This is a genomic window from Paenibacillus sp. LS1 (assembly GCF_026013365.1).
GTDB lineage: Bacteria > Bacillota > Bacilli > Paenibacillales > Paenibacillaceae > Paenibacillus.
The window spans coordinates 134,920-155,397 of record NZ_JAPDOE010000009.1; the positions used below are offsets into that span (position 1 = coordinate 134,920).

A 20,478-nucleotide genomic window follows, 5' to 3' on the forward strand; every position below is an offset into this window, starting at 1 on the left:
TAAACCATAAATGTAATGTTTATAAGACTAAAATGAAAAAATGAAGAGAGCCGGTAAGAGCTGATAAGGCTCATTACATTCAAACAAAACAGGTATTATTCTCAAATTTAGGATTGAAATTAGGTTATGTGATGGGATATTATTACGTTTAGATTAGGTGTTTAACTATTTATCAATCATTTTATATTTATACGAATTAAAGGCGAGTATTCTGTAACGACAATTCCAAACTACATAGGAGGTAAGAACATGACCACATATCAAAACCATTTAATCGCACAATACACGTTCGAAGATGCTGTTCAGATTGGGAAAGACAGCTCCGGGAACGGAAATGATAGTTTGGCAAAAGGCGAGTTCCCCCCTGTCATATCCGAGTTAAAAGGAAGATCGGCGGTAACTTTCAACGGGGGAGCGAATGGAACTTCTTATCTACAATTACCGTCGGATCTGCTTCGTGATGTAAGCGATAACACGGGAATTACTATTGCAACTTGGGTATTTCTCGGCAAAGGGTCCAATGTGTGGGAGCGCATTTTTGACTTTGGTAAAGGGGAGAAGGGGCCGTATTTGTTTCTGACGCGTCAGCTCCTGGGTACGTTATATGCCGGCGATAATCTGGTTGTCCACCCAAGTCGAGGAGTTGCAAGTGGAGAATGGTTGCATATTGCACTCTCTGTGGCAGGCAGCCAAGGGGGAACGTTGAGCAGTGCGGGTCCGATTGTGTATGTGAATGGGGAGAAGGCCGCAGACGGTTCAATCAGTCAGACATCCAGTGGCAATTATGCCAAATTGCGCGAATGGTTTGATTCGTTCACCGATCCTGAGAATTATAGCCAGAATTATATCGGACGTTCCCAGTATGCAGCGGATGTGGATTTTGCAGGTTCGTTATCCGACTTTCGGATCTATGGGGCAGCGCTCACCATGGATGAAGTCATTGAAGTGATGTGTGAGTCACTGACAGATGAAGCGATTGTGAAGCTTGCGGCGGACAAGTACTTGTCCTTCCCAAACCGAATTATCACCAAAGATGTGTCACTGCCAGCAGATTTGCTGGGTGGTAAAGTGAAGGTTCAGTGGAGTTCCAGTGAGCCGGCAGTCTTGTCCGAGAACGGAGAGGTTCAGGCAATCACATCGGCACAAGAGGTTACCCTCCGTGCGCTTCTGCACAGAGGAGATCGTAAGCTGAGCCAAAGCTTTGACGTGTCTGTTGTGCCGGCGCATCTCCCACCTTATACGGTCACCATCCATGGGGATCAGAAGGTGGCAGACATCAGTGAAGTCATGTATGGGCTTTTCTACGAGGATATTAACAACGCGGCAGATGGCGGAATCTATGCAGAGCTTGTTCAGAATCGATCATTTGAATCCTTTGCATTCGATACGTACTCGCATGACTCTGGAGAATGTGGTTGTTCGACAGGGCGAAACCGTGAGCCTTTGTTTGCTTGGTCAGGCGATACGGAGAAAATGCTCGTACGGCATACGGATGGACTGAACGTTCACTTTAACGTGGAAGACCCTGAAGTCAATGCTTATTATGTAACGGTTCAGGATGGGGCAACGATTCGAAATCGCGGATTCTCAGACTCCAACCAGCATTGTGCCATGTCCATCAAGCAGGGTGAATCGTATGACTTTACTGTATGGGCAAAAGCAGAATCGGCAGGAATGATCACCGTTCAATTACAGAATGGAAATGACACTTCCATCAGTGATTCGGTAACACTACATGTTGAAGGCGGGAACACATGGAAGAAATACGCTTTGCTTCTGACTGGAACCGAGACCGTACTTGGTCAACTGGCACTTACGTTTGAAGGTGAAATCTCCATCGATATGGTGTCCTTAGTCCCTCGGAATGTATGGGGAGCTGATCCGGCAGAAGAAGGAATATCGGCTACAGCACATGCCAACTATACAGGTAATCCGAACTATCGATTGAGAAAAGATCTAATCCAAGCACTCGCAGATCTACATCCGAAGTTCCTGCGTTTTCCGGGAGGATGTATCTCGGAGGGATCTTTCATCTGGGATAACGTATATGACTGGAAGGATTCTGTGGGTCCGGTTGAGCTCCGCAAAGAGAATTATAATGTCTGGGGTTACATGATGACGATGGGGCTTGGCTATATGGAGTACTTCCAACTGGCAGAAGATCTGAATGCTGCTCCGGTTCCAGTCATGGCTTGCGGTGTGTTATGTCAGGCACGCTCGGATTATGCTCACCCTGCGGGTGGCGCTTTGCGGGAGTATTATATCCGGAACTTTACAGACTTGATCGACTTTGCGCTCAGTACAGACTTTGAACACAATGAATGGGCGGCGGTACGAAGCCAGATGGGACATCCTGAACCGTTCGATCTTCGTTATCTCGGCGTAGGCAATGAGAACTGGGGCACTGAATTTTTTGCCAACTTCGAAGTATTCAAACGTTCAATAGATGACTACATGAAGCAGAACTATCCTGATCATGAACTACACATTATCTCGACGGTTGGTGCTCAGGCGGATGATGATGCGTACCAGGAAGGATGGAAATTTCTCAGCGGGAATCTGACCGGATCAGCTCAGGTTGCTTTTGCAGATGGCACAGAGGTGATTGAGGAGACGGTAACCTGGTATGAGAATCAGGACAATTACATGGATACCATTGCGGATGAGCACTACTATCGATCCAATGAATATTTGCTGAACAACGCGGATCGGTACAATTACTATGACCGGGCTTATCATGAAGATGGAAGTATCGATTGGAAAGAAACATCCAAAGTATTTGTGGGAGAATATGCTTCCACGGACAAAAATACGCTGGCGGGTGCGGTTGCAGAAGCTGCAATCATGACTGGCTTTGAAAATAATGCGGACGTTGTTCGTTTGGCTGCCTATGCGCCATTGTTCAACAAAGTACTAACGGACGGTACCTACCGCTGGACGCCAGACTGCATCTGGTTTGATGATGAAACGGTGTGGTACACACCGAATTATTATGTACAGCAGCTCTTTGCAAAATATGTAGGGGATCAGGTGCTTGAAACTTCGTTTTCCACCTATAGCAAAGGCAAACCACTGAATCTCATTCCGCGTGGTGGTATTGAAATTGCAACAGGTCATGCAGACATCATAGTGAAACGAGTCATGGTCACGTCCAATGTGGATGGCAGTATGATGTTTGATGAAGATTTCAGGGAACGTACAGCGCCTAGTGAGGCATGGAGACAGATTCCTGGATCGGAAGGATACACGTTAATCGCAGGGAAAGGGATCATTTTGAAGGCACAATCAAGTGGATTGAATGGATTGTATCTGCTGAATGACAAATGGACCAACTATAAAGTTCAAGTTGAAGCTGAAAGAATTTCAGGTGAGGATGGTTTTTACATCGGCGTGGGATTGACGGATATCTCGCCCGAGAACAAGGATGTCATCGAGTACGCGATCAGTTACGGTGGAAATGCCTCGGGAGTGAAGGTGTACAAACAAGGGATCGAGGGTTACACATTGGGGGATTATTCATCCAGTTCGGCAGCAGGTAACCTGAGAGCGGCCAACTATGAACCACTCGTGAATGGGACCGATTATACGATCACGGTTAACTATGGTGGTGACACAGGTAAGAACCTGATCTGCTCTTATACAGACGGTCGCAATACCAGTAACGTTCTGGATTACAAGCTGGAAGCTTACAACCGGGAAGTATTCCACTCTGTTACGAAAGACGCACGATATGTGTATGTGAAACTGGTGAATGCAGATAGTGTAGATAAATCAACCCGGATTTGCCTTCAGGACCTAAAGGTTGATGCTTCAGCCAGACTAATCACGCTTACTGGAGAAGATCACTTAGTGCATGTTCCGAATGTGAATCAGAAGAATGATGAGAAAGTGGTTCCCCAAGAACAGGAGATCACACTGTCCGATACATCGGTGGTGGTTAATTTAGCTGCTCATTCAGTGAATGTATTGGTGATGGAAATCCTGAATTAAATCAACATCGTGAACAAGAGACCGCGGATATCGCGGTTTTTTGGCGTTCCAGGGGAGAGAGTCAACAAAAGATACCCAAAGTAAATAGCCCACACTATTGCGGTGATCTGGCTGCTCCTATAATAAATGTTGAAGGAGGAGTCAGCTTATGCGTTCCAACTACAAACAATTTATCCGAAATGTTCCGCTTCATCTCATGATTCTGCCTGGACTGCTCATTATTATTGTATTCGGTTACATTCCGATGGCGGGACTCTCTATTGCCTTTCAGAATTTCTCTCCCATTGCCGGATTCAAAAATATGAATTGGGTGGGTTTGGACAATTTCAGGTACCTGTTCGATCTACCGGGATTCTCGCAGGTTGTATGGAATACGGTATTTATATCGACGATGAAAATTGTTTCCGGCTTGGTGATTCCGGTACTTGTAGCCTTATTGCTCAATGAGGTTCGCAAGACAGGATTTAAACGAACGATCCAGACCGTGATTTATATGCCTCACTTTTTCTCATGGGTTATTCTGGCGGGAATCATCGTAGATGTGTTATCTCCAAGCACCGGGATCGTTAATATGTTGTTGAAAGCCGTGGGGATTGACCCGATTCAATTCCTGGCCAGTAACGAGTGGTTCCCTTACATACTTGTCATCACAGACCAATGGAAAGAATTCGGATTTGGAACGATTATCTATCTGGCTGCGCTCACTAATATTGATAAGTCTCTGTATGAGGCCTCTGTTATGGATGGCGCGGGAAGATGGAAACAGACATGGCATATTACACTGCCAGGCATTCGCCCGATCGTGATTTTGATGGTAACGCTTAGTCTGGGAAATGTACTCAACGGTGGCTTTGACCAAGTGTTCAACCTCTATAATCCATTGGTATATGAATCAGGAGATATCCTGGATACGATGATCTACCGGATCGGATTACAGGATGCACAGTATTCTGTATCGACAGCGTTGGGTCTGATCAAATCTGTCGTTTCCTTCATTTTTATCGGACTTGGTTATTTCTTGGCCTATCGGTTCGCGAATTATCGGATATTCTAGAAAGGAGGCAGAATCATGCACCACGCTTCAAGAGCTTATCGGTGGTTCCTAGGGTTTAACTACGTCATCCTGACGATTCTTGCCTTGTTATGCCTGTTCCCGATTGTGAATATATTAGCGATTTCATTTAGTTCGAGTGATGCGGTCAAAGCGGGCAGTGTCACATTCTGGCCTGTGGATTTCACGTTGTCCTCATATCAATACATTCTGGAAAATCAGCAGTTTCTGAACTCATTCGGCACGAGCCTTCTTCGTGTCGTTCTGGGGGTTACGACCAATTTGATCTTCACGATTCTGGTAGCTTATCCGCTCTCAAAAGAGGCTGCCAAATTCCGCTCAAGAACGTTCTATGCGTGGATTTTTGTATTCACGATGTTATTCAGTGGAGGACTAATTCCTGGTTATCTGGTGGTTAAGGAAGCAGGCTTGTTGGATTCGATCTGGGCATTGATTCTGCCAGGTGCCGTTCCGATCTTTAATGTGCTCCTCATGCTCAACTTCTTCAGAGGTTTGCCGAAGGAGCTTGAAGAAGCTTCCTGGATGGATGGGGCAGGACATTTTCGCACACTATGGAGCATTTATCTTCCGATCTCTCTACCAAGTATCGCTACCATTACGCTGTTTGCCATGGTAGGACACTGGAACGCCTGGTTCGATGGCATGATCTACATGAAGAGTCCGGAAGGCTATCCGCTCGCTACGTATCTTCAGTCCATGTTACAGCAGGTGACGATGATCCAGAGCGAGATGATGACGCTGGAGGATGCGACGCTCTTAAGTCAGGTATCGGATAGAACGACTCAAGCTTCCCAGATCTTTTTGTCCGTTATTCCGATTCTGCTCGTGTACCCATTCCTGCAGAGGTATTTCGTGCATGGGCTTGTTGTCGGAAGTGTAAAGGGATAAGATCGATAGGAGGAACACCGATGGAAGGAGCCGATTTCCGGCTCCTTTTTTGCAATTTAAGAGAGTGAGGAGAGGAGGAGGGAAATATTGCATTTCATCCGGGGGAGCTGGAGAGAGACATCTATTGTCGTCAAATTAATGATTGCTTTTGTGCTGGTCATTCTGCCCTTGTACGGGATAAGCATTATGATAACACAAGTCAGCTCCAAGCAGATGCAGACAGAGGTGGAGAAGGCGCATGAGTCCAAATTGTACTTCTACCATAATCATCTGCAATTCGAATTGGAGCGAATGAGTGCGCTGGTGACCGAATTTTCATTTGATGAACCCATGTCCACGCTAAGTACACGAGCTGCGATTATGAGCAGGTATGAAGTCACGTCCAGTCTGAACAACATTCACAACAAGCTGAGTCAGATCATGGTAACGAGTCCCTACATTAGTGATGTGGTGTACTACGTTCCCGCTCTGCATAAACGGGTCAGTGCAGCGGACGGAATTCGGGACGTAGAGGATACCGAGTGGAAGAATCTGCTTGCCACGATGGGCAATCTGAATGGCGAATTATCGCATTCCAATAACGATCTCTATTTCCTGAAAAGTAATCCATATAACATGAACCATGAGGAACCGCCTAATTTCATATTAGGAATACGCTTGTCTGCTGAAGAATTGAAACACCGATTGCAACAGCTGTCGGAAACGGGGGAAAGTGAGATTACGCTGAGTTTCGGTGAACAGCAGCATGTGGTGATCTCTTCATCGGAGCAGCCAGCACCTGTAAAACCAATTCGAACAGTTTCGCCTGAACCGACCGAGTCCATGCAAGTTACGAAGTTTCAATCTGATCCATATCTCTATTATTCGTTACATGATAAGGATCACTCGTTCACGCTGACTGCCACTATTCCCCAAGATGTGCTTAGGGCGCCACTGGAACAATACAAATTGTGGTTATGGATGGTGACCTTTCTGTCGATTGTCATCATTATCATCTTCTCGTTTTCGATCTACAGAGCGATTCACCAACCTTTATCGGTGCTCATTCGAGGATTCAGAATGGCAGAGCAGGGCCAGACAAGCGTACATATTCCTTCATCCAGAAGGGATGAATTCGGCTATTTGTACTCTCGATTCAACCATATGATAGAACGCTTACATATTTTGATCGATGAGAATTATGTTGCACGGATCCGAACAAGTGAGGCAGAACTCAAACATCTGCAATCCCAGATTCAACCTCACTTTCTATACAACAGTCTGTTCAGCATCAAGCAAATGGCGGAAGTTGAGAATGTGGAGCTCATTCAGGAATTCACCGACTATCTGGGTCAATATTTCAGATACATGTCCCGGGATTCCCATAGCGAAGTATCGTTGGGGGCTGAGATTGACCATGCGCTGGTCTATGCATCGATTCAGAAAATTCGGTTTGGTTCAAGGATTCAATTGGAATTGGAGGATCTGGATGCGAGGTACAGAATGATTTCGATTCCCAGAGTCATCATCCAGCCAATCGTAGAAAATGTGTTCGAGCATGCACTTGCGAAGCGTAGTCAGGGAGGTACTCTACAGCTTTCATACCAACAGGGCCAGGGATACCTGTCCATTCGTATTGAGGATGATGGGGATCAATTAACAGATGAAACCTTGAATTACCTGCAATCTGCTTTCGAGGAAACAGAGCGGAAACATGGAAACGAAGAGATAACCGGACTCATGAATGTGAATCAGCGATTAAGAATCAAATTCGGGGCCGCCTATGGTCTTACAGCGCAGCGAAGTGAGCTGGGTGGGTTGTGCATTCTAGTGACAATTCCATGGGAAGGGGAGTAGCGTTATGCAGCGGATGCTTATTGTAGATGATGAACCCGTTATTTTGGATGGACTATACGCTTTCTTTCAAAAGGCGAACTTTCAAGACATGGAGATTATTAAAGCGTACTCTGCCTTTGAAGCCATCGATTGGCTGAACTCGGTCAAGATTGATATTGTACTCAGCGACATCTGTATGCCTGGTATGGATGGCATGCAATTGATCGAGCAGATTATGGATCGGTGGCCACGATGCAAGGTACTATTGCTGACCGGTCATAACGAATTCGATTATGCACACCAAGCCATTCGTAACCCTTGCGTTGTGGATTACCTGTTAAAGACAGAGGGAATGAGTCACATTCGAGCTGCGGTAGAACGGGCGTTAACACAGATATCAGAAGAAAATGATTTTCACTACCAAGCTGCATGGTTTCGTAGTAAATTGCCGCGAGCGTTGCCCCAGTTACAGCGTCAACTGTTACTGGATGTGCTTAAGCGAACGGATAGACATGATATCATTTCACTTCAAGAAGAACTGGATGCTGTGCAGCTACCTTTCGAATCCGATCAACCCGTTATTCCTGTGATTATACGAGTAGAGGAGTGGAACAACTATCAATCTCAGGCGGATCGTAGTCTCATTCGCTATGCCGTTGCCAATGTTGCGGAGGAGTTGCTACAGGATAAGGCCAAGGTGAAGGCGATAGATCTGGACACTCAGGTTATCGCATGCTTTATTCAATCGCAAGAGAAGCAACCATCACACGGATCTAATACGCAAGGGGAAAAAGGGAGTCAGCTGGATAGCTGGGTACAGACCCTCCGTTTTGTCTATGGCACACTGGAGTCTGTACAGCAATCCTGTGCGGACTGTCTGAACCTGTCTGTATCCATCATGGTCAGCGAGCAGGCGTTAGAGTGGACTAGGCTCAATCAGGCTATTGCGCAGTTACGTCTGTCGGTTCATGAGAGTCCGGGGCTGGGGATGGAGAAGCTGCTGCGTGTAAATATCCAGGATGAATTGCCATACACCCCTAGCATTTTGAATCAACAGGGTGCGGTAGCACTGCATCTGGAACAGATCAAACAGCGAATAACAGCTGGTGACCGGGAATGGATAGAGTCCTTCCGTAAATGGACCGAAGCTGCGAAGGAGGGACTTCAAGATCCGTTTTTTCGCATGAAAACGTATACGGGTGCAGCCAACGTACTCATTGAAGTTCTGCACGAATTAGGGTTGTATGAATCGGCAATGGAAGAAATATCGCTGTCCCGAATGCTGCATTTTGACATCCATACCGCATGGTCCGATCTGGTCATCTTTTATCAATCTGCATACGAATGGATGATCTCCAAACGAAGCAATGCCCGCCTGAATGACCAATCACAGATTCTGATTACGATCCATCATTATATCAAGCACCATCTGGAGGATGACCTCTCACTCACACGGATCGCACAGGAAGTCTCTCTTAACCCTTCTTATCTGTCGCGTTGGTACAAACGGATTACAGGTAAAGGCATATCCGACTACATCCATGACCGCAGAGTAGAGCGAAGTAAAGAGTTACTCCTAGGTTCTTCATGCAAAATGCATGAAATATCGGCAAAGGTTGGATTTAGCGATCAGCATTATTTTTATCGTTTCTTCAAAAAAGCAACGGGCTGTACCCCTCAAGAGTATCGGGATCAGAAAAGTTAGATCATATCTCAAATGGTAAATCAAAGATACCAGATGTCAATGGGATACACTCGAAGTGATAGCGCTTTCTTTGTAAGATGAAAATATACCTCACGGGAGGATAAAAAGGGGGATTCGCATGAATATATCATTCAAGAAGTTCTCATTATTAACGTTAACCATGGTGCTGGCCACCACGCTTGCAGCCTGTTCGTCTGGTGCGGGAAGTGCCGAGAATGAAGCTGAGCCGAACACACAGCAGGATGCAGGAGGACCACTTACGAAATATGACCCACCCATTAAATTGACTTCCACCATGAATGAAACGGGGAAAGAATCGCTCGCCCAAGGAGATACACACGCTAATAATATCTGGACCAGAGGATACAAGGATGAACTCGGTATCGATGTAACGTATGAATGGATTGTTCCGGATGCCAATTATAACGATAAGATGAATGTCACGCTCGCGAGTGGTGATCTGCCGGATGTACTGAAAGTGAGCGCTGTTCAATTCGAACAACTTCATGAAGCGGGAATGCTGGAAGATCTGACCGAAGTATATGACAAGTATGCATCCGAACTGGTTAAGGAGTTCATGTCCGCTGAAGATGGAGCGGGTTTGAAGCCGGTAACGAAGGATGGCAAAATATATGCCATGGTGAGCTTCCCAGGTTCGCTGGATTCCTCGGATATGATCTGGATTCGTCAGGACTGGCTGAAAAAGGTCGGTCTTGAAGCGCCCAAGTCCATGCAGGATGTCATCCAGATTGCAGAAGCCTTTACCTTCGAAGATCCAGACGGAAATGGCAAAGACGATACGTATGGCATTGCCTTGAACAAGGATTTGCCTATAAACGCGTTCTTGCTCGGTTATCATGGGTATCTGGAAACCTGGATTAAGGATGCTTCAGGTCAAGTCGTGAATGGAACGATCCAACCGGAAGTGAAAGAAGGATTGCGTGAGCTCCAGAATCTGTATCAGAAGGGTGTACTTGATCCCGAATTTGGCGTGAAGGATTTTGCTAAAATGATGGAGGATGTGAATGCAGGCAAGTCAGGCATGTTCTTCCTGCCACAATGGGCACCTTTTCAGGTTAGCAGCATGATCAAAAAAGACAAGAACATCGACTGGATGGCTTACCCGGTTCAATCCATAGATGATCAGCCAGCCAAAACACAGAATCATCTTAGTCTGGGCGGTATATTTGCCGTTCGCAAAGGCTACGAGCATCCAGAAGCGTTAATCAAGTTGCTCAATTTCCAGGCTGAAAAAATGTTCGGTGAGTCTGCCAAGGACGAACGGGCTGCTTATTTGAATGGACTGACAGGTCTTGGTTTTCATAATGCGACGGTCTCCAACCTGCCAGCCAACAAAAATGTGAAGGCACAGGATGAAGTAGAGCAGGCGCTCAAAACAGGAGATACGTCCGGATTGGAACTTGAAGCGAAGCTGTTCTATGACGATATTATGGATTATCGGAATGGGAATCTCGACAAGTGGCATATGGAGCGTATCTTTGGCCCAGAGAGCTCACAAGGTGTGATTAAGTATTATCGGGATCATGACCTGATTGTCATGAATGAATTCATCTATGCACCGACGAGAACGATGAATACCAAGCAAGCTACTCTGGATAAACTGAGAGCCGAGACGTTCCTGAAAATCATCTATGGTAACTTGTCCATTGACGAGTTCGATAACTTTGTTGGCAATTGGAAGAAACTCGGTGGAGATCAGATCACACAGGAAGTGAATGATACCATCGCTGCTAACCAATAGAATCATTGAATTCATATCATACAAGTACGAAAAACGAGAAAATGGTGCGCTCCCCAATGGGAGGCACCATTTTTATGCTTTTGATCATTTGCGTTTCAATAACAGAATTCCACTGATTTCTGACGTTTTGTAGCGGTATACCACTTTGAATCCAATATCATTGTCCAGCAAGCAGTTCAGTGCATTGATCAGGCGTGCACCGGGAACCAATGTAAATGTACATGGAGACGTATTACCAATCACACGCACACTTTGGATTCTGCGCGCAGAACCGGGAACGAGCGGATTTCTAGACCAATAGATTAATACCAGATCCGGCTGTGGAACAGCATTGACACGAGCCATCTAATCATCTCTTTTCTATTAAAGGTTCTTAATAGTAGATGACAAGGTGATGTAGAAGGTGCTAGACAAAAGACTTCATGAGCAATAAATGGGATTAATGTCTGCCATCCATATCGAGCACCCTTACAATTCACATCAATGCATGGGTATAACAGGTACTCATAAATGCATTTTCATTCCCATACATATATTCTGGAGGTGATTGGGATGAGCAAGGAACCTGTGGATGAGAACAAAAAGATTGAGCAAAGAAACACCTTTCTTCGGGATAATAACGGCAAAGAGATGTCTTCCAACGAAGGGGTTAAAATATCGGATGACAGCAATTCGCTAAAAGCGGGCGATCGCGGGCCCACGCTGCTTGAAGACTTTCTGATGCGTGAGAAACTGTCTCACTTTGACCGGGAACGCATCCCGGAGAGAGTTGTGCATGCCCGGGGATATGGAGCGTATGGTGAATTTGAGTTATATGAATCGCTTGAAGAATTAACATTGGCCCATTTTCTTCAAAATCCAGGTGTGAAGACACCGCTGTTTGTTCGTTTTTCCGAAGTTGCCGGTTCCAAAGGGGTCAACGAGACGAATCGGGATGTAAGAGGGTTCGCTGTGAAGTTTTATACCGAGGAAGGAAATTTTGACTTGGTTGGCAACAATATTCCGATCTTTTTCATTCAGGATGGGATCAAGTTCCCGGATCTGATTCATGCACTGAAGCCGGAACCCAATAATGAGATTCCACAGGGCTCGACTGCGCATGACACCTTCTGGGATTTCATTGCGAATAACCAGGAGTCGGCAGCCATGGTCATGTGGATTATGTCGGATCGCACGATACCGCGAAGCTTTCGAATGATGCAGGGATTTGGAGTACATACCTTCCGGCTGGTCAACAAAGAAGGCAAATCCAGGTTCGTGAAATTTCATTGGAGGCCCGCACTTGGCATGCATTCTTTGGTTTGGGATGAAGCTCAAAAGCTGGGAGGTGCAGATCCGGACTTTCATCGCAGAGATCTGTGGGAAAACATCAATTCCGGCAATTTTGCGGAGTTTGAACTTGGAATACAAGTTTTGGAGGAAGCGGATGAATTCAAGTTTGATTTTGATATTTTGGATGCAACCAAATTATGGCCTGAAGAAGACATACCAGTGCGAATCATTGGCAAAATGACGATTAACCGTAATGTTGAAAATGTATTTGCGGAAACCGAACAGGTTGCTTTCCATCCAGGGAACATCGTACGTGGTATTGACTTTAGCAATGATCCGTTGCTTCAAGGGCGACTGTTTTCATACACGGATACTCAATTGGCGCGGGTGGGCACGAATTATCAGGAACTGCCGATCAATCGTCCGGTATGCCCTGTACATAACAACCAGAGAGATGGAGCCTCTCGCTACACCATTGATCAGGGGAGAGTCGCCTATCATGAAAATTCGCTTGCCAATAACTCACCTTATACTGTACCAGGTACAAAAGGAGGGTTTGTGACATATCCTTCCCCAGTGCAAGGTCTTAAAGAACGGAAAACGGCGCCCAGTTTCCTGGATCATTTCTCGCAGGCACGTCTATTCTGGAACAGTATGTCAGGCTTGGAGAGAAGTCATATCATTCAGACACTTACGTTTGAACTTGGGAAGGTAAAGGATGTTTCTATACGTCAGCAGGTTGTAAATATGTTGGGTCATGTCAGTACAGAGCTGGCGACCATTCTGGCCGTTGAACTCGGAGTCAATGTACCTGACGTTCCTGAATCTCAAGTGACGAAGTCATCTCCTGCGCTCAGTATGGCGAATACGGTGTTTTCTCCCAAGACATTGCGTGTGGGGGTAATTGTCGGTGAAGGATTCGATGGCCCGAGTACACAATACATTTTGGAAGAGCTTAAGGCAGCGGGACTTCAACCGGTTATTGTTCATGAAAGACAGGGTGTGGTGCGTGGAGAGGGAAATGCCGAACTCAAGGTGGACGACAGTTTTTTAACCGGCTCGCCCTTGGTATATGATGGCCTGTTCATTGTTGGAGGACAGAAGGAAAACGAGTATTTTCAAAAATACACCCGATCCTATGCCATCGAAACGTACAATCATTTCAAACCGATCGGTGCGACACCAACGGGGGCAGCGATGATCCATCCGGTCGGCATTATAGGCAAACCCGGCGTCATTGTGGAACAACAGCCTGCGGCGTTTGCAGAGCAATTCATTCAAGCGATGACCCAGCAGCGCTTTTGGGATCGGACGTAGCCAAGTGGGATCAACTGGACATGGGAAGTTCATGCGTCTAAACTAGATAGACCAGACACAATTAGAAGGGATGCGCCGATCCAAACCATGTTACAGAAATTCGGGTTTACACAATATGAAAGTCAGGTATATGAGGCTATATTTGCGCAGGATGAACCGCTTGATGCCACATCCATTGTTAATCACTCCAACGTTCCCAAAGCGAAGATCTATGAAGTGCTCAACCGGCTGATCGACAAGGGAACGGTGCTGACAACGATGGATGGGAAGAAAAAACTATATATGGCAGTGGATCTTCAGTCCATTATTCATAAGATCAAGGCTGATTTTGAGAAAGATATTGAGGAATTGAAGAGTTACAAAATCAAACGTACCTTCACGGACGAGCATATCTGGACGTTGAAGGATGAGTCATCCATTGCTTCGAATATTGAACAGCTTATCGAGGAAGCAGACTCATCCATTCTTTTTCTGGCCTGGAATGAGCGAATGGAGAAATATCGTGAACTGCTGGAGCAGAAGGAACAACAGGGAGTATATGTTGAAGTGCTTGCTGTTGGGGGTATGGAGACATCCTTAACCCGGAAATACTCGTTGATTCCATTACTTGATGCGCCGGAACCTTCACAGCTGCTCATTGTAGATCATGCCTATTTGTTGTTTGCTGGTGTGGAACACGATTCATGGAGAGCCATCAAAACGATGTCCAAACCGATTGTCAAAGCCATGACCGATTATTTCTATCATGATGTTGCACTTACTCAAATTACGAAAAAATACGGTGATCAATTGTTACAAGATGCTGAAATCGAGCGACTGTTAACCAGGTTGATCTATTAAAACTATTCTCTCGGAGGATAGTTTTTTTGTTATATCTGTGTATGAAAACGATCATGAAAATAACTATTGAAACTTTCAGTTTTATAGGTTACTATCGTAGTTGTAACTTTTTGAGGAGGATTCAACATGAATAAGAAAGTATACGTGCTTGCTATTGCAGCATTTGTGGTCGGAACCGTTGAATTGATTTTGGGCGGCATTCTGGACCTAATTGCTACAGATCTTCATCTTTCACTGGCGAAAGCCGGGTATTTAATTTCTATTTTCTCACTGGTCTATGCATTGTCTGCACCGATCTTATTAAATATGACGGCCAGATTTGAACGTAAAAAAGTATATATGTGTACGTTGTTTGTATTTCTGATCAGTAATCTAATCTCTGCATTCAGTACCAGTTTTTATATGCTGATGGCGGGTAGAGCACTCGGAGCCGCAACGGGTTCACTTATATTTGTACTCTCCCTGACACTTGCAGCGCGCATTGTGGAACCACAGTATAAAGGACGCGCCGTGGGGATCATAACCATGGGAGGCAGCGCATCACTTATCCTTGGTGTACCACTTGGTATCTTTGTAGGCAACATGGCAGGCTGGCGTGAGGTGTTTATGTTGATTGCTGTTCTGACCGCAGTGGTTATGGTAGCGATCTGGATTGCAATGGACCGTGTGCAGCCGATTCCTGCTGTATCCCTGAAGAAACAGCTTACGGCGCTGTGGAATCCGAAAATGTTGGCAATCCATGCTACGACTTTGCTGGTACTCGCCGGTCACTTGACTTTATATGCTTATTTCACGCCATTTCTGCAAGAAACGCTGGGAGCCAGCGCGACGATGGTTACCTTTATCTATATGATGTTTGGTATCGCCGCTGTGGCAGGGGGAGGCATCGGAGGCATGTTATCCGATCGTCTGCATCCCGCTAAAGCTATTGTTATTGTGCTGATTCCCTTTATCGTGAGTATGGCTATCATTCCGTTCAGCGTAGGATTGCCTTTGATCGCCTTCTTGCTGCTGTTAAGCATCTGGAGTGCACTGAGCTGGACCGTTACGCCCGTTCAGAATAGTCTCATTATCAAAACTTCACCGGAAACAGCAGAAACACTAATCAGCACCAATTCAGGGATTGCACATGCAGGGATTGCACTGGGTACCTATATCGGTGGTATGGTGATTGATCATTCATCGATTCTGAATACCGGATGGGTTGGTTCGGTGCTGATTTTACTTGGTTTGGTGTCTGCCATCTATGCGATTAGTGTTAAGGAAAAAACTGTTCAGGCGGTTGCTTAAAATAAATACGTACAAAAACTTGAACCTCTGCATCCCATAGTCAATGGGGTGTAGAGGTTTTTTTGCTGTATCAGAAGAGCACGCAAGAGTGGATTAAACTACTTTCATGTCGAGCAAGACTTGCTTTATCCATCGTAATCTATATAATTAAAATAGTTTTAAAAAGTATTGTCTAATGTCGAAATACACGATGTGTACCAAGGAAGCGGTGATCATTACTATGAAGACGGAAAAACAAAAAATGTTAGATGGAGAGCTGTACATGGCTTCGGATCTCGAATTGTCTGAGGACAGGGAGTATGCAAGAAGAATGACGCGGACGTTCAATCAAACGACGGAAACGGACGGTGAGCTTCGCACCAAGTTATTGAAGGAATTGTTGGGATCTACAGGTGAACACCTGAGTATGGAACCTAATATTCATGTGGATTATGGATATAACATTCATGTAGGTAATTATTTTTATGCCAATTTTAACTGTACGATATTAGATGTGTGTGAAGTTCGTATTGGAGACTATTGCTTAATGGGACCTGATGTACATATCTATACGGCTACTCATCCACTACATCCACATGAACGTAATTCGGGTGCAGAATATGGCAAGCCAGTCAAGATTGGAAATAATGTATGGATTGGCGGTAGAGCCGTTATTAACCCGGGGGTTACCATTGGAGATAACGTGGTCATTGCTTCCGGGGCTGTGGTTACGAAGGATGTTCCGGATAATATGATCGTGGGAGGCAATCCTGCTAGAATCATTAGAGAGATAGAGCTTTAACTTATTTTAGATAGAAGATGGGAAGTGCTTACGAAATGATGACTGAAAAAGAGAAATCTCAATTAGGGCTCTTATATAATGCCAATTATGATCAAGAGTTAATTGAAGAGCGTTTGTATGCCAAAGGACTTTGTTACGATTATAATCAGCTTCATCCAGCTAAGATCAATGAAAGAGAAGCTTTAATCAAGAAACTGCTGGGGAAAACGACCGATCGTTTCCTGATTGAACAGCCATTTGTATGTGATTACGGCTATAATATTGAAATTGGTGAGAACTTCTATAGCAATCATAATATTGTGATGCTGGATGGCGGCAAAATTACTTTTGGTGATAACGTTTTTGTTGCTCCAAATTGCGGATTCTATACTGCAGGTCATGCTTATGATGTAGAGCAACGTAATGAAGGTCTGGAGGTCGTTGGACCTATCACGGTGGGGAATAATGTGTGGATCGGAGGAGGCGTGACTGTTCTGGCTGATGTAACCATTGGTGACAATACAATTATTGGTGCAGGGAGCGTCGTTACCAAGGATATTCCATCTGGTGTGATTGCTGCGGGGAATCCTTGCAGGGTCATTCGCAAAATAACGGAAGAAGACAAAACAAAGTACAGCAGGGAAATAGCGAAAAACATATAGTGAAGAATAAATGGTAAACAACGTGATAGTGGCTAATGAGAATGCCTGATGTGTATCATCGGGTGTTTCATTTTGAAAATAAAATCCCCCAGACAGAAAACATGCCAAGGTATCGTATAATCGACACTTTTTCATGTGATTTGTCTGGGGAATACGGATGTATCGCTACATTTGCTTAAAGATCCTTAACGCTGCAAACTTTTCCCGTTGCTGCTGATCACTTCTTTGTACCAATGGAAGGATTTCTTGCGATAACGTTCGAGTGTTCCTGATCCATCGTCATGACGATCAACATAGATATAGCCATAACGTTTTTTCAACTGGGCAGAAGACGCACTGACAACATCAATACAACCCCATGATGTATATCCCATAATCTCCACGCCATCTTTAATGGCTTCGCCGACCTGAACCAGATGATCATTCAAATACTGGATGCGGTAGTCATCTTCGACGGTTTTCTCGCCGTCAGCACCCGTGATCAACTCATCGACAGCGCCAAGACCATTTTCTACGATAAACAGTGGTTTTTGATAACGGTCATAGAACATATTAAGCACATAACGCAATCCTTGCGGGTCAATCTGCCATCCCCATTCACTTGCAGGCAGGTAAGGGTTAGGTACACCACCAAGCAGGTTACCTTCTCCTGCGACTTGTTTCTCCGGGTCTGCTGTCTGACAGATACTCATGTAATAACTGAAAGAGATGAAGTCTACTGTGTTCAGCAGCATTTCCTCGTCGCCAGCTTCCATCTGAATCTCAATCCCATTTTCCAAGAAGTATCGTTTCATATAACCAGGGTAGCGACCTCTTACATGCACATCACCGAAGAAATAGTTGCTATGCTCGAATTCCATGACTTTGATCATATCATCTGGATTTGGTGTCAGCGGGTAAGTCGGCATGCTGAGCATCATACAACCAATCTGTGCCGTAGGAATAATCTCATGACAGAGCTTCACAGCAGAAGCACTGGCTACAAACTCATGATGGATCGCCTGATACAGATCTTGTTTGCTAAGCTTCTCCTTCGGCGTATAGATGCCACCGCTCATGAACGGTGCTTCGAGAATGGAGTTGATTTCGTTAAAAGTAAGCCAGTATTTTACTTTGTTCTTATACCGTTTGAATACGGCAGTCACATAACGCTCATAGAATCCAACCATTTTCCGGTTAACCCAGCCGTCGTATTCTTTGGACAGGTGAAGTGGTGTCTCATAGTGTGAAAGTGTAACCAGCGGTTCGATCCCGTATTTGTGACACTCGTCAAACAGATCATCGTAGAATTGCAGACCTTCTTCATTCGGTTCCAACTCATCACCGTTCGGGAAAATCCGGGACCAGGCGATGGAAGTACGGAATACTTTGAAGCCCATCTCGGCAAATAGTTTCACATCTTCCTTATAGCGATGATACAGATCGATACCGATCAGTTTCATGTTATCTTCAGTTGGTTCTTCTGTGATTGGCCCCATGATGCCTTTGGGAGCTACGTCCTGAGTAGACAGGCCTTTGCCGCCTTGATTGTATGCACCTTCAGCCTGGTTGGCTGCAATTGCACCACCCCACAGGAAATTTTCCGGGAATTGATAGGTTTGATTTTGAGAGTTGTTCATGTGTATCGCTCCATTCATCCAAAATTGATTGTTGTAGATTAACAATAATATTGCATAAAAAAAGCTTAAACGTTGTAACGGGTTACACGTCAAGTTTTACTTTTGACCCCAATCTAAGGCATACTATTATTCTAAATAAGTTCAACTAAAATTTACACGAAAACGGAGAGGACAGAAATAACCAGAAGAAGCGAAGCGGTCGCCTGAAAGCTTTCTGAAAGAAAGCTACATCGGAAGAATACGCTGTCCCCGGATTTTCCCGATTAGATAAGGGAGTCAAAAAATCTGGGGATAACAGCGATCGGAAGGTTGTTCTGTCATCGAAGTGCCAGTGTAAATAATCTTAGTTGAACTTATATAGTTCGTTAGCAAGAAGGGAGTCTCCGATGTCCAAGTTTGATGAAATTATGAAGCGGTCCGGTTACTCAAAAGCGACCGTGTCACGGGTGATTAATCATTCTCCGCATGTTAGTGATGAAGCAAGACAGATCATAACGGATATTATGAAACAGTTGAATTATATTCCCAACCGAAATGCGGTATCGTTATCTACCGGGCAGACCAAGCAGATTGGAATTGTGACATCTACCACAGGTGAGATCATTCTTACGTTCATGAATCAATTCATTGATACAGCCATGGATTTTGGATTTCAGACGATTATCTATACATCCCGTGGAGATCGGGATATTGAATTGCAGGCGTTCGAGGATCTGCGCAGTAAACGAGTTGATGGGCTTGTTATTATTGCTTGTGTTAATGACCCACGCAAACTAAAGGCATATTGTGAGTATGGGCCCATTGTCTCCTGGCAGCGAATGGGGAACGACGAGATCCCGTCAGTTGCGATGGATCAGGCTGAAGGGTACAAGTTAGCTCTGGAGCATCTGGTTTCGAGAGGATACACTCGAATTGCCAATGCATTTGGCAGGGCTGAAAGTTTGAATACCCAGAGCCGCCGAGAAGCCTACGAATCTTTCATGAAGAGTAGAGATATGCCTGTGTGGACTGAAGCGTATCAATATTCCGTGTTCAGCTCCTCCGATGGTGAAGAAGCGATGCGAAGAATGGCAGAGGGACCAGAACTTCCACAAGCCGTATTATGTTCGAATGATTATGCAGCCATCGGCATTCTGAGTGAAGCACGCAGACGAAATATTCAGGTACCGGAACAACTCGCCATTGTGGGGTTTGATGATATCGAGCTTTCCCGTGTTCTCGGAATTACGACCATACACAATCCGATTGCGGAGCAAGCCACCCAGGCTTTCCATCAATTGTGGGCCATATTGGGTAAAACAGAGTTGAAGACAGAGCGGCTGACATACCAGCTGATTGAACGTGAGACGACTTGAATCCGTAAGACCTGAAGTGGGAATCAGGTTTTATGGATTCAATAATTATTCAAATTTGAAGCATCTTCGAATCAAACCCATACGTTATACTGAAGATGAGCTTCAGAACGACATATCTGTACGGAGATGTG

General features: G+C 45.1%; 14 protein-coding genes. 12 read left to right on the forward strand and 2 right to left on the reverse strand.

The genetic code is table 11. From position 1 onward, the window contains the following. Positions 1 to 249: 249 nt before the first annotated feature. From OM416_RS24440 to OM416_RS24465, 6 genes are all read left to right on the forward strand, one after another. Complete coding sequence (locus OM416_RS24440) at positions 250 to 3,990, forward strand: alpha-L-arabinofuranosidase C-terminal domain-containing protein (RefSeq protein ID WP_264933903.1); 3,741 nt, start codon at positions 250 to 252, stop codon at positions 3,988 to 3,990. Positions 3,991 to 4,138: 148 nt separating this feature from the next. Beyond that, on the forward strand, positions 4,139 to 5,044 hold the full coding sequence (locus OM416_RS24445) for an ABC transporter permease (protein ID WP_047842804.1): 906 nt from the start codon (positions 4,139 to 4,141) through the stop codon (positions 5,042 to 5,044). Positions 5,045 to 5,059: 15 nt separating this feature from the next. Further along, entirely contained in the window at positions 5,060 to 5,950 is an 891-nt protein-coding gene (locus OM416_RS24450; RefSeq protein WP_062834211.1) for a carbohydrate ABC transporter permease, read from the forward strand. 87 nt (positions 5,951 to 6,037) lie between these two features. Continuing rightward, the gene (locus OM416_RS24455; protein WP_264933908.1) at positions 6,038 to 7,786 is read left to right on the forward strand and encodes a sensor histidine kinase; all 1,749 of its coding nucleotides are present in this window, start codon (positions 6,038 to 6,040) and stop codon (positions 7,784 to 7,786) included. 4 nt (positions 7,787 to 7,790) lie between these two features. Further along, entirely contained in the window at positions 7,791 to 9,470 is a 1,680-nt protein-coding gene (locus OM416_RS24460) for a response regulator transcription factor (protein WP_264933910.1), read from the forward strand. A 118-nt stretch (positions 9,471 to 9,588) separates the two neighbouring features. Further along, positions 9,589 to 11,232 carry an extracellular solute-binding protein gene (locus OM416_RS24465; protein WP_264933912.1) on the forward strand — a complete coding sequence of 548 codons (1,644 nt, stop codon included), beginning with the start codon at positions 9,589 to 9,591 and terminating at the stop codon, positions 11,230 to 11,232. A gap of 84 nt (positions 11,233 to 11,316) precedes the next feature. On the opposite strand, the gene OM416_RS24470 is transcribed toward OM416_RS24465, so the two are convergent. Next, positions 11,317 to 11,577 (reverse strand): hypothetical protein, encoded by a 261-nt coding sequence (locus OM416_RS24470; protein WP_062834214.1) that lies wholly within the window; start codon positions 11,575 to 11,577, stop codon positions 11,317 to 11,319. Positions 11,578 to 11,784: 207 nt separating this feature from the next. On the opposite strand from OM416_RS24470, the gene OM416_RS24475 reads away from it, so the two are divergent. The 5 genes from OM416_RS24475 (at position 11,785) to OM416_RS24495 (ending at position 17,373) form a co-directional block, all read left to right on the forward strand. Next, positions 11,785 to 13,821: a catalase gene (locus OM416_RS24475; protein WP_413775824.1), complete on the forward strand. Its 2,037-nt coding sequence runs from the start codon at positions 11,785 to 11,787 to the stop codon at positions 13,819 to 13,821. Positions 13,822 to 13,908: 87 nt separating this feature from the next. Then, the gene (locus OM416_RS24480) at positions 13,909 to 14,661 is read left to right on the forward strand and encodes a TrmB family transcriptional regulator (protein ID WP_062834215.1); all 753 of its coding nucleotides are present in this window, start codon (positions 13,909 to 13,911) and stop codon (positions 14,659 to 14,661) included. 126 nt (positions 14,662 to 14,787) lie between these two features. Next, positions 14,788 to 15,951 carry an MFS transporter gene (locus OM416_RS24485; protein ID WP_264933916.1) on the forward strand — a complete coding sequence of 388 codons (1,164 nt, stop codon included), beginning with the start codon at positions 14,788 to 14,790 and terminating at the stop codon, positions 15,949 to 15,951. A gap of 220 nt (positions 15,952 to 16,171) precedes the next feature. Continuing rightward, positions 16,172 to 16,732, forward strand: a complete 561-nt coding sequence (locus tag OM416_RS24490) for a sugar O-acetyltransferase (RefSeq protein ID WP_264933918.1) — start codon at positions 16,172 to 16,174, stop codon at positions 16,730 to 16,732. Positions 16,733 to 16,770: 38 nt separating this feature from the next. Beyond that, complete coding sequence (locus OM416_RS24495; protein WP_264934051.1) at positions 16,771 to 17,373, forward strand: sugar O-acetyltransferase; 603 nt, start codon at positions 16,771 to 16,773, stop codon at positions 17,371 to 17,373. 185 nt (positions 17,374 to 17,558) lie between these two features. On the opposite strand, the gene OM416_RS24500 is transcribed toward OM416_RS24495, so the two are convergent. Further along, entirely contained in the window at positions 17,559 to 18,992 is a 1,434-nt protein-coding gene (locus tag OM416_RS24500; RefSeq protein ID WP_264933920.1) for a glycoside hydrolase family 1 protein, read from the reverse strand. Between the two features lie 386 nt (positions 18,993 to 19,378). On the opposite strand from OM416_RS24500, the gene OM416_RS24505 reads away from it, so the two are divergent. Then, on the forward strand, positions 19,379 to 20,347 hold the full coding sequence (locus tag OM416_RS24505) for a LacI family DNA-binding transcriptional regulator (protein ID WP_264933922.1): 969 nt from the start codon (positions 19,379 to 19,381) through the stop codon (positions 20,345 to 20,347). Positions 20,348 to 20,478: the final 131 nt, after the last annotated feature.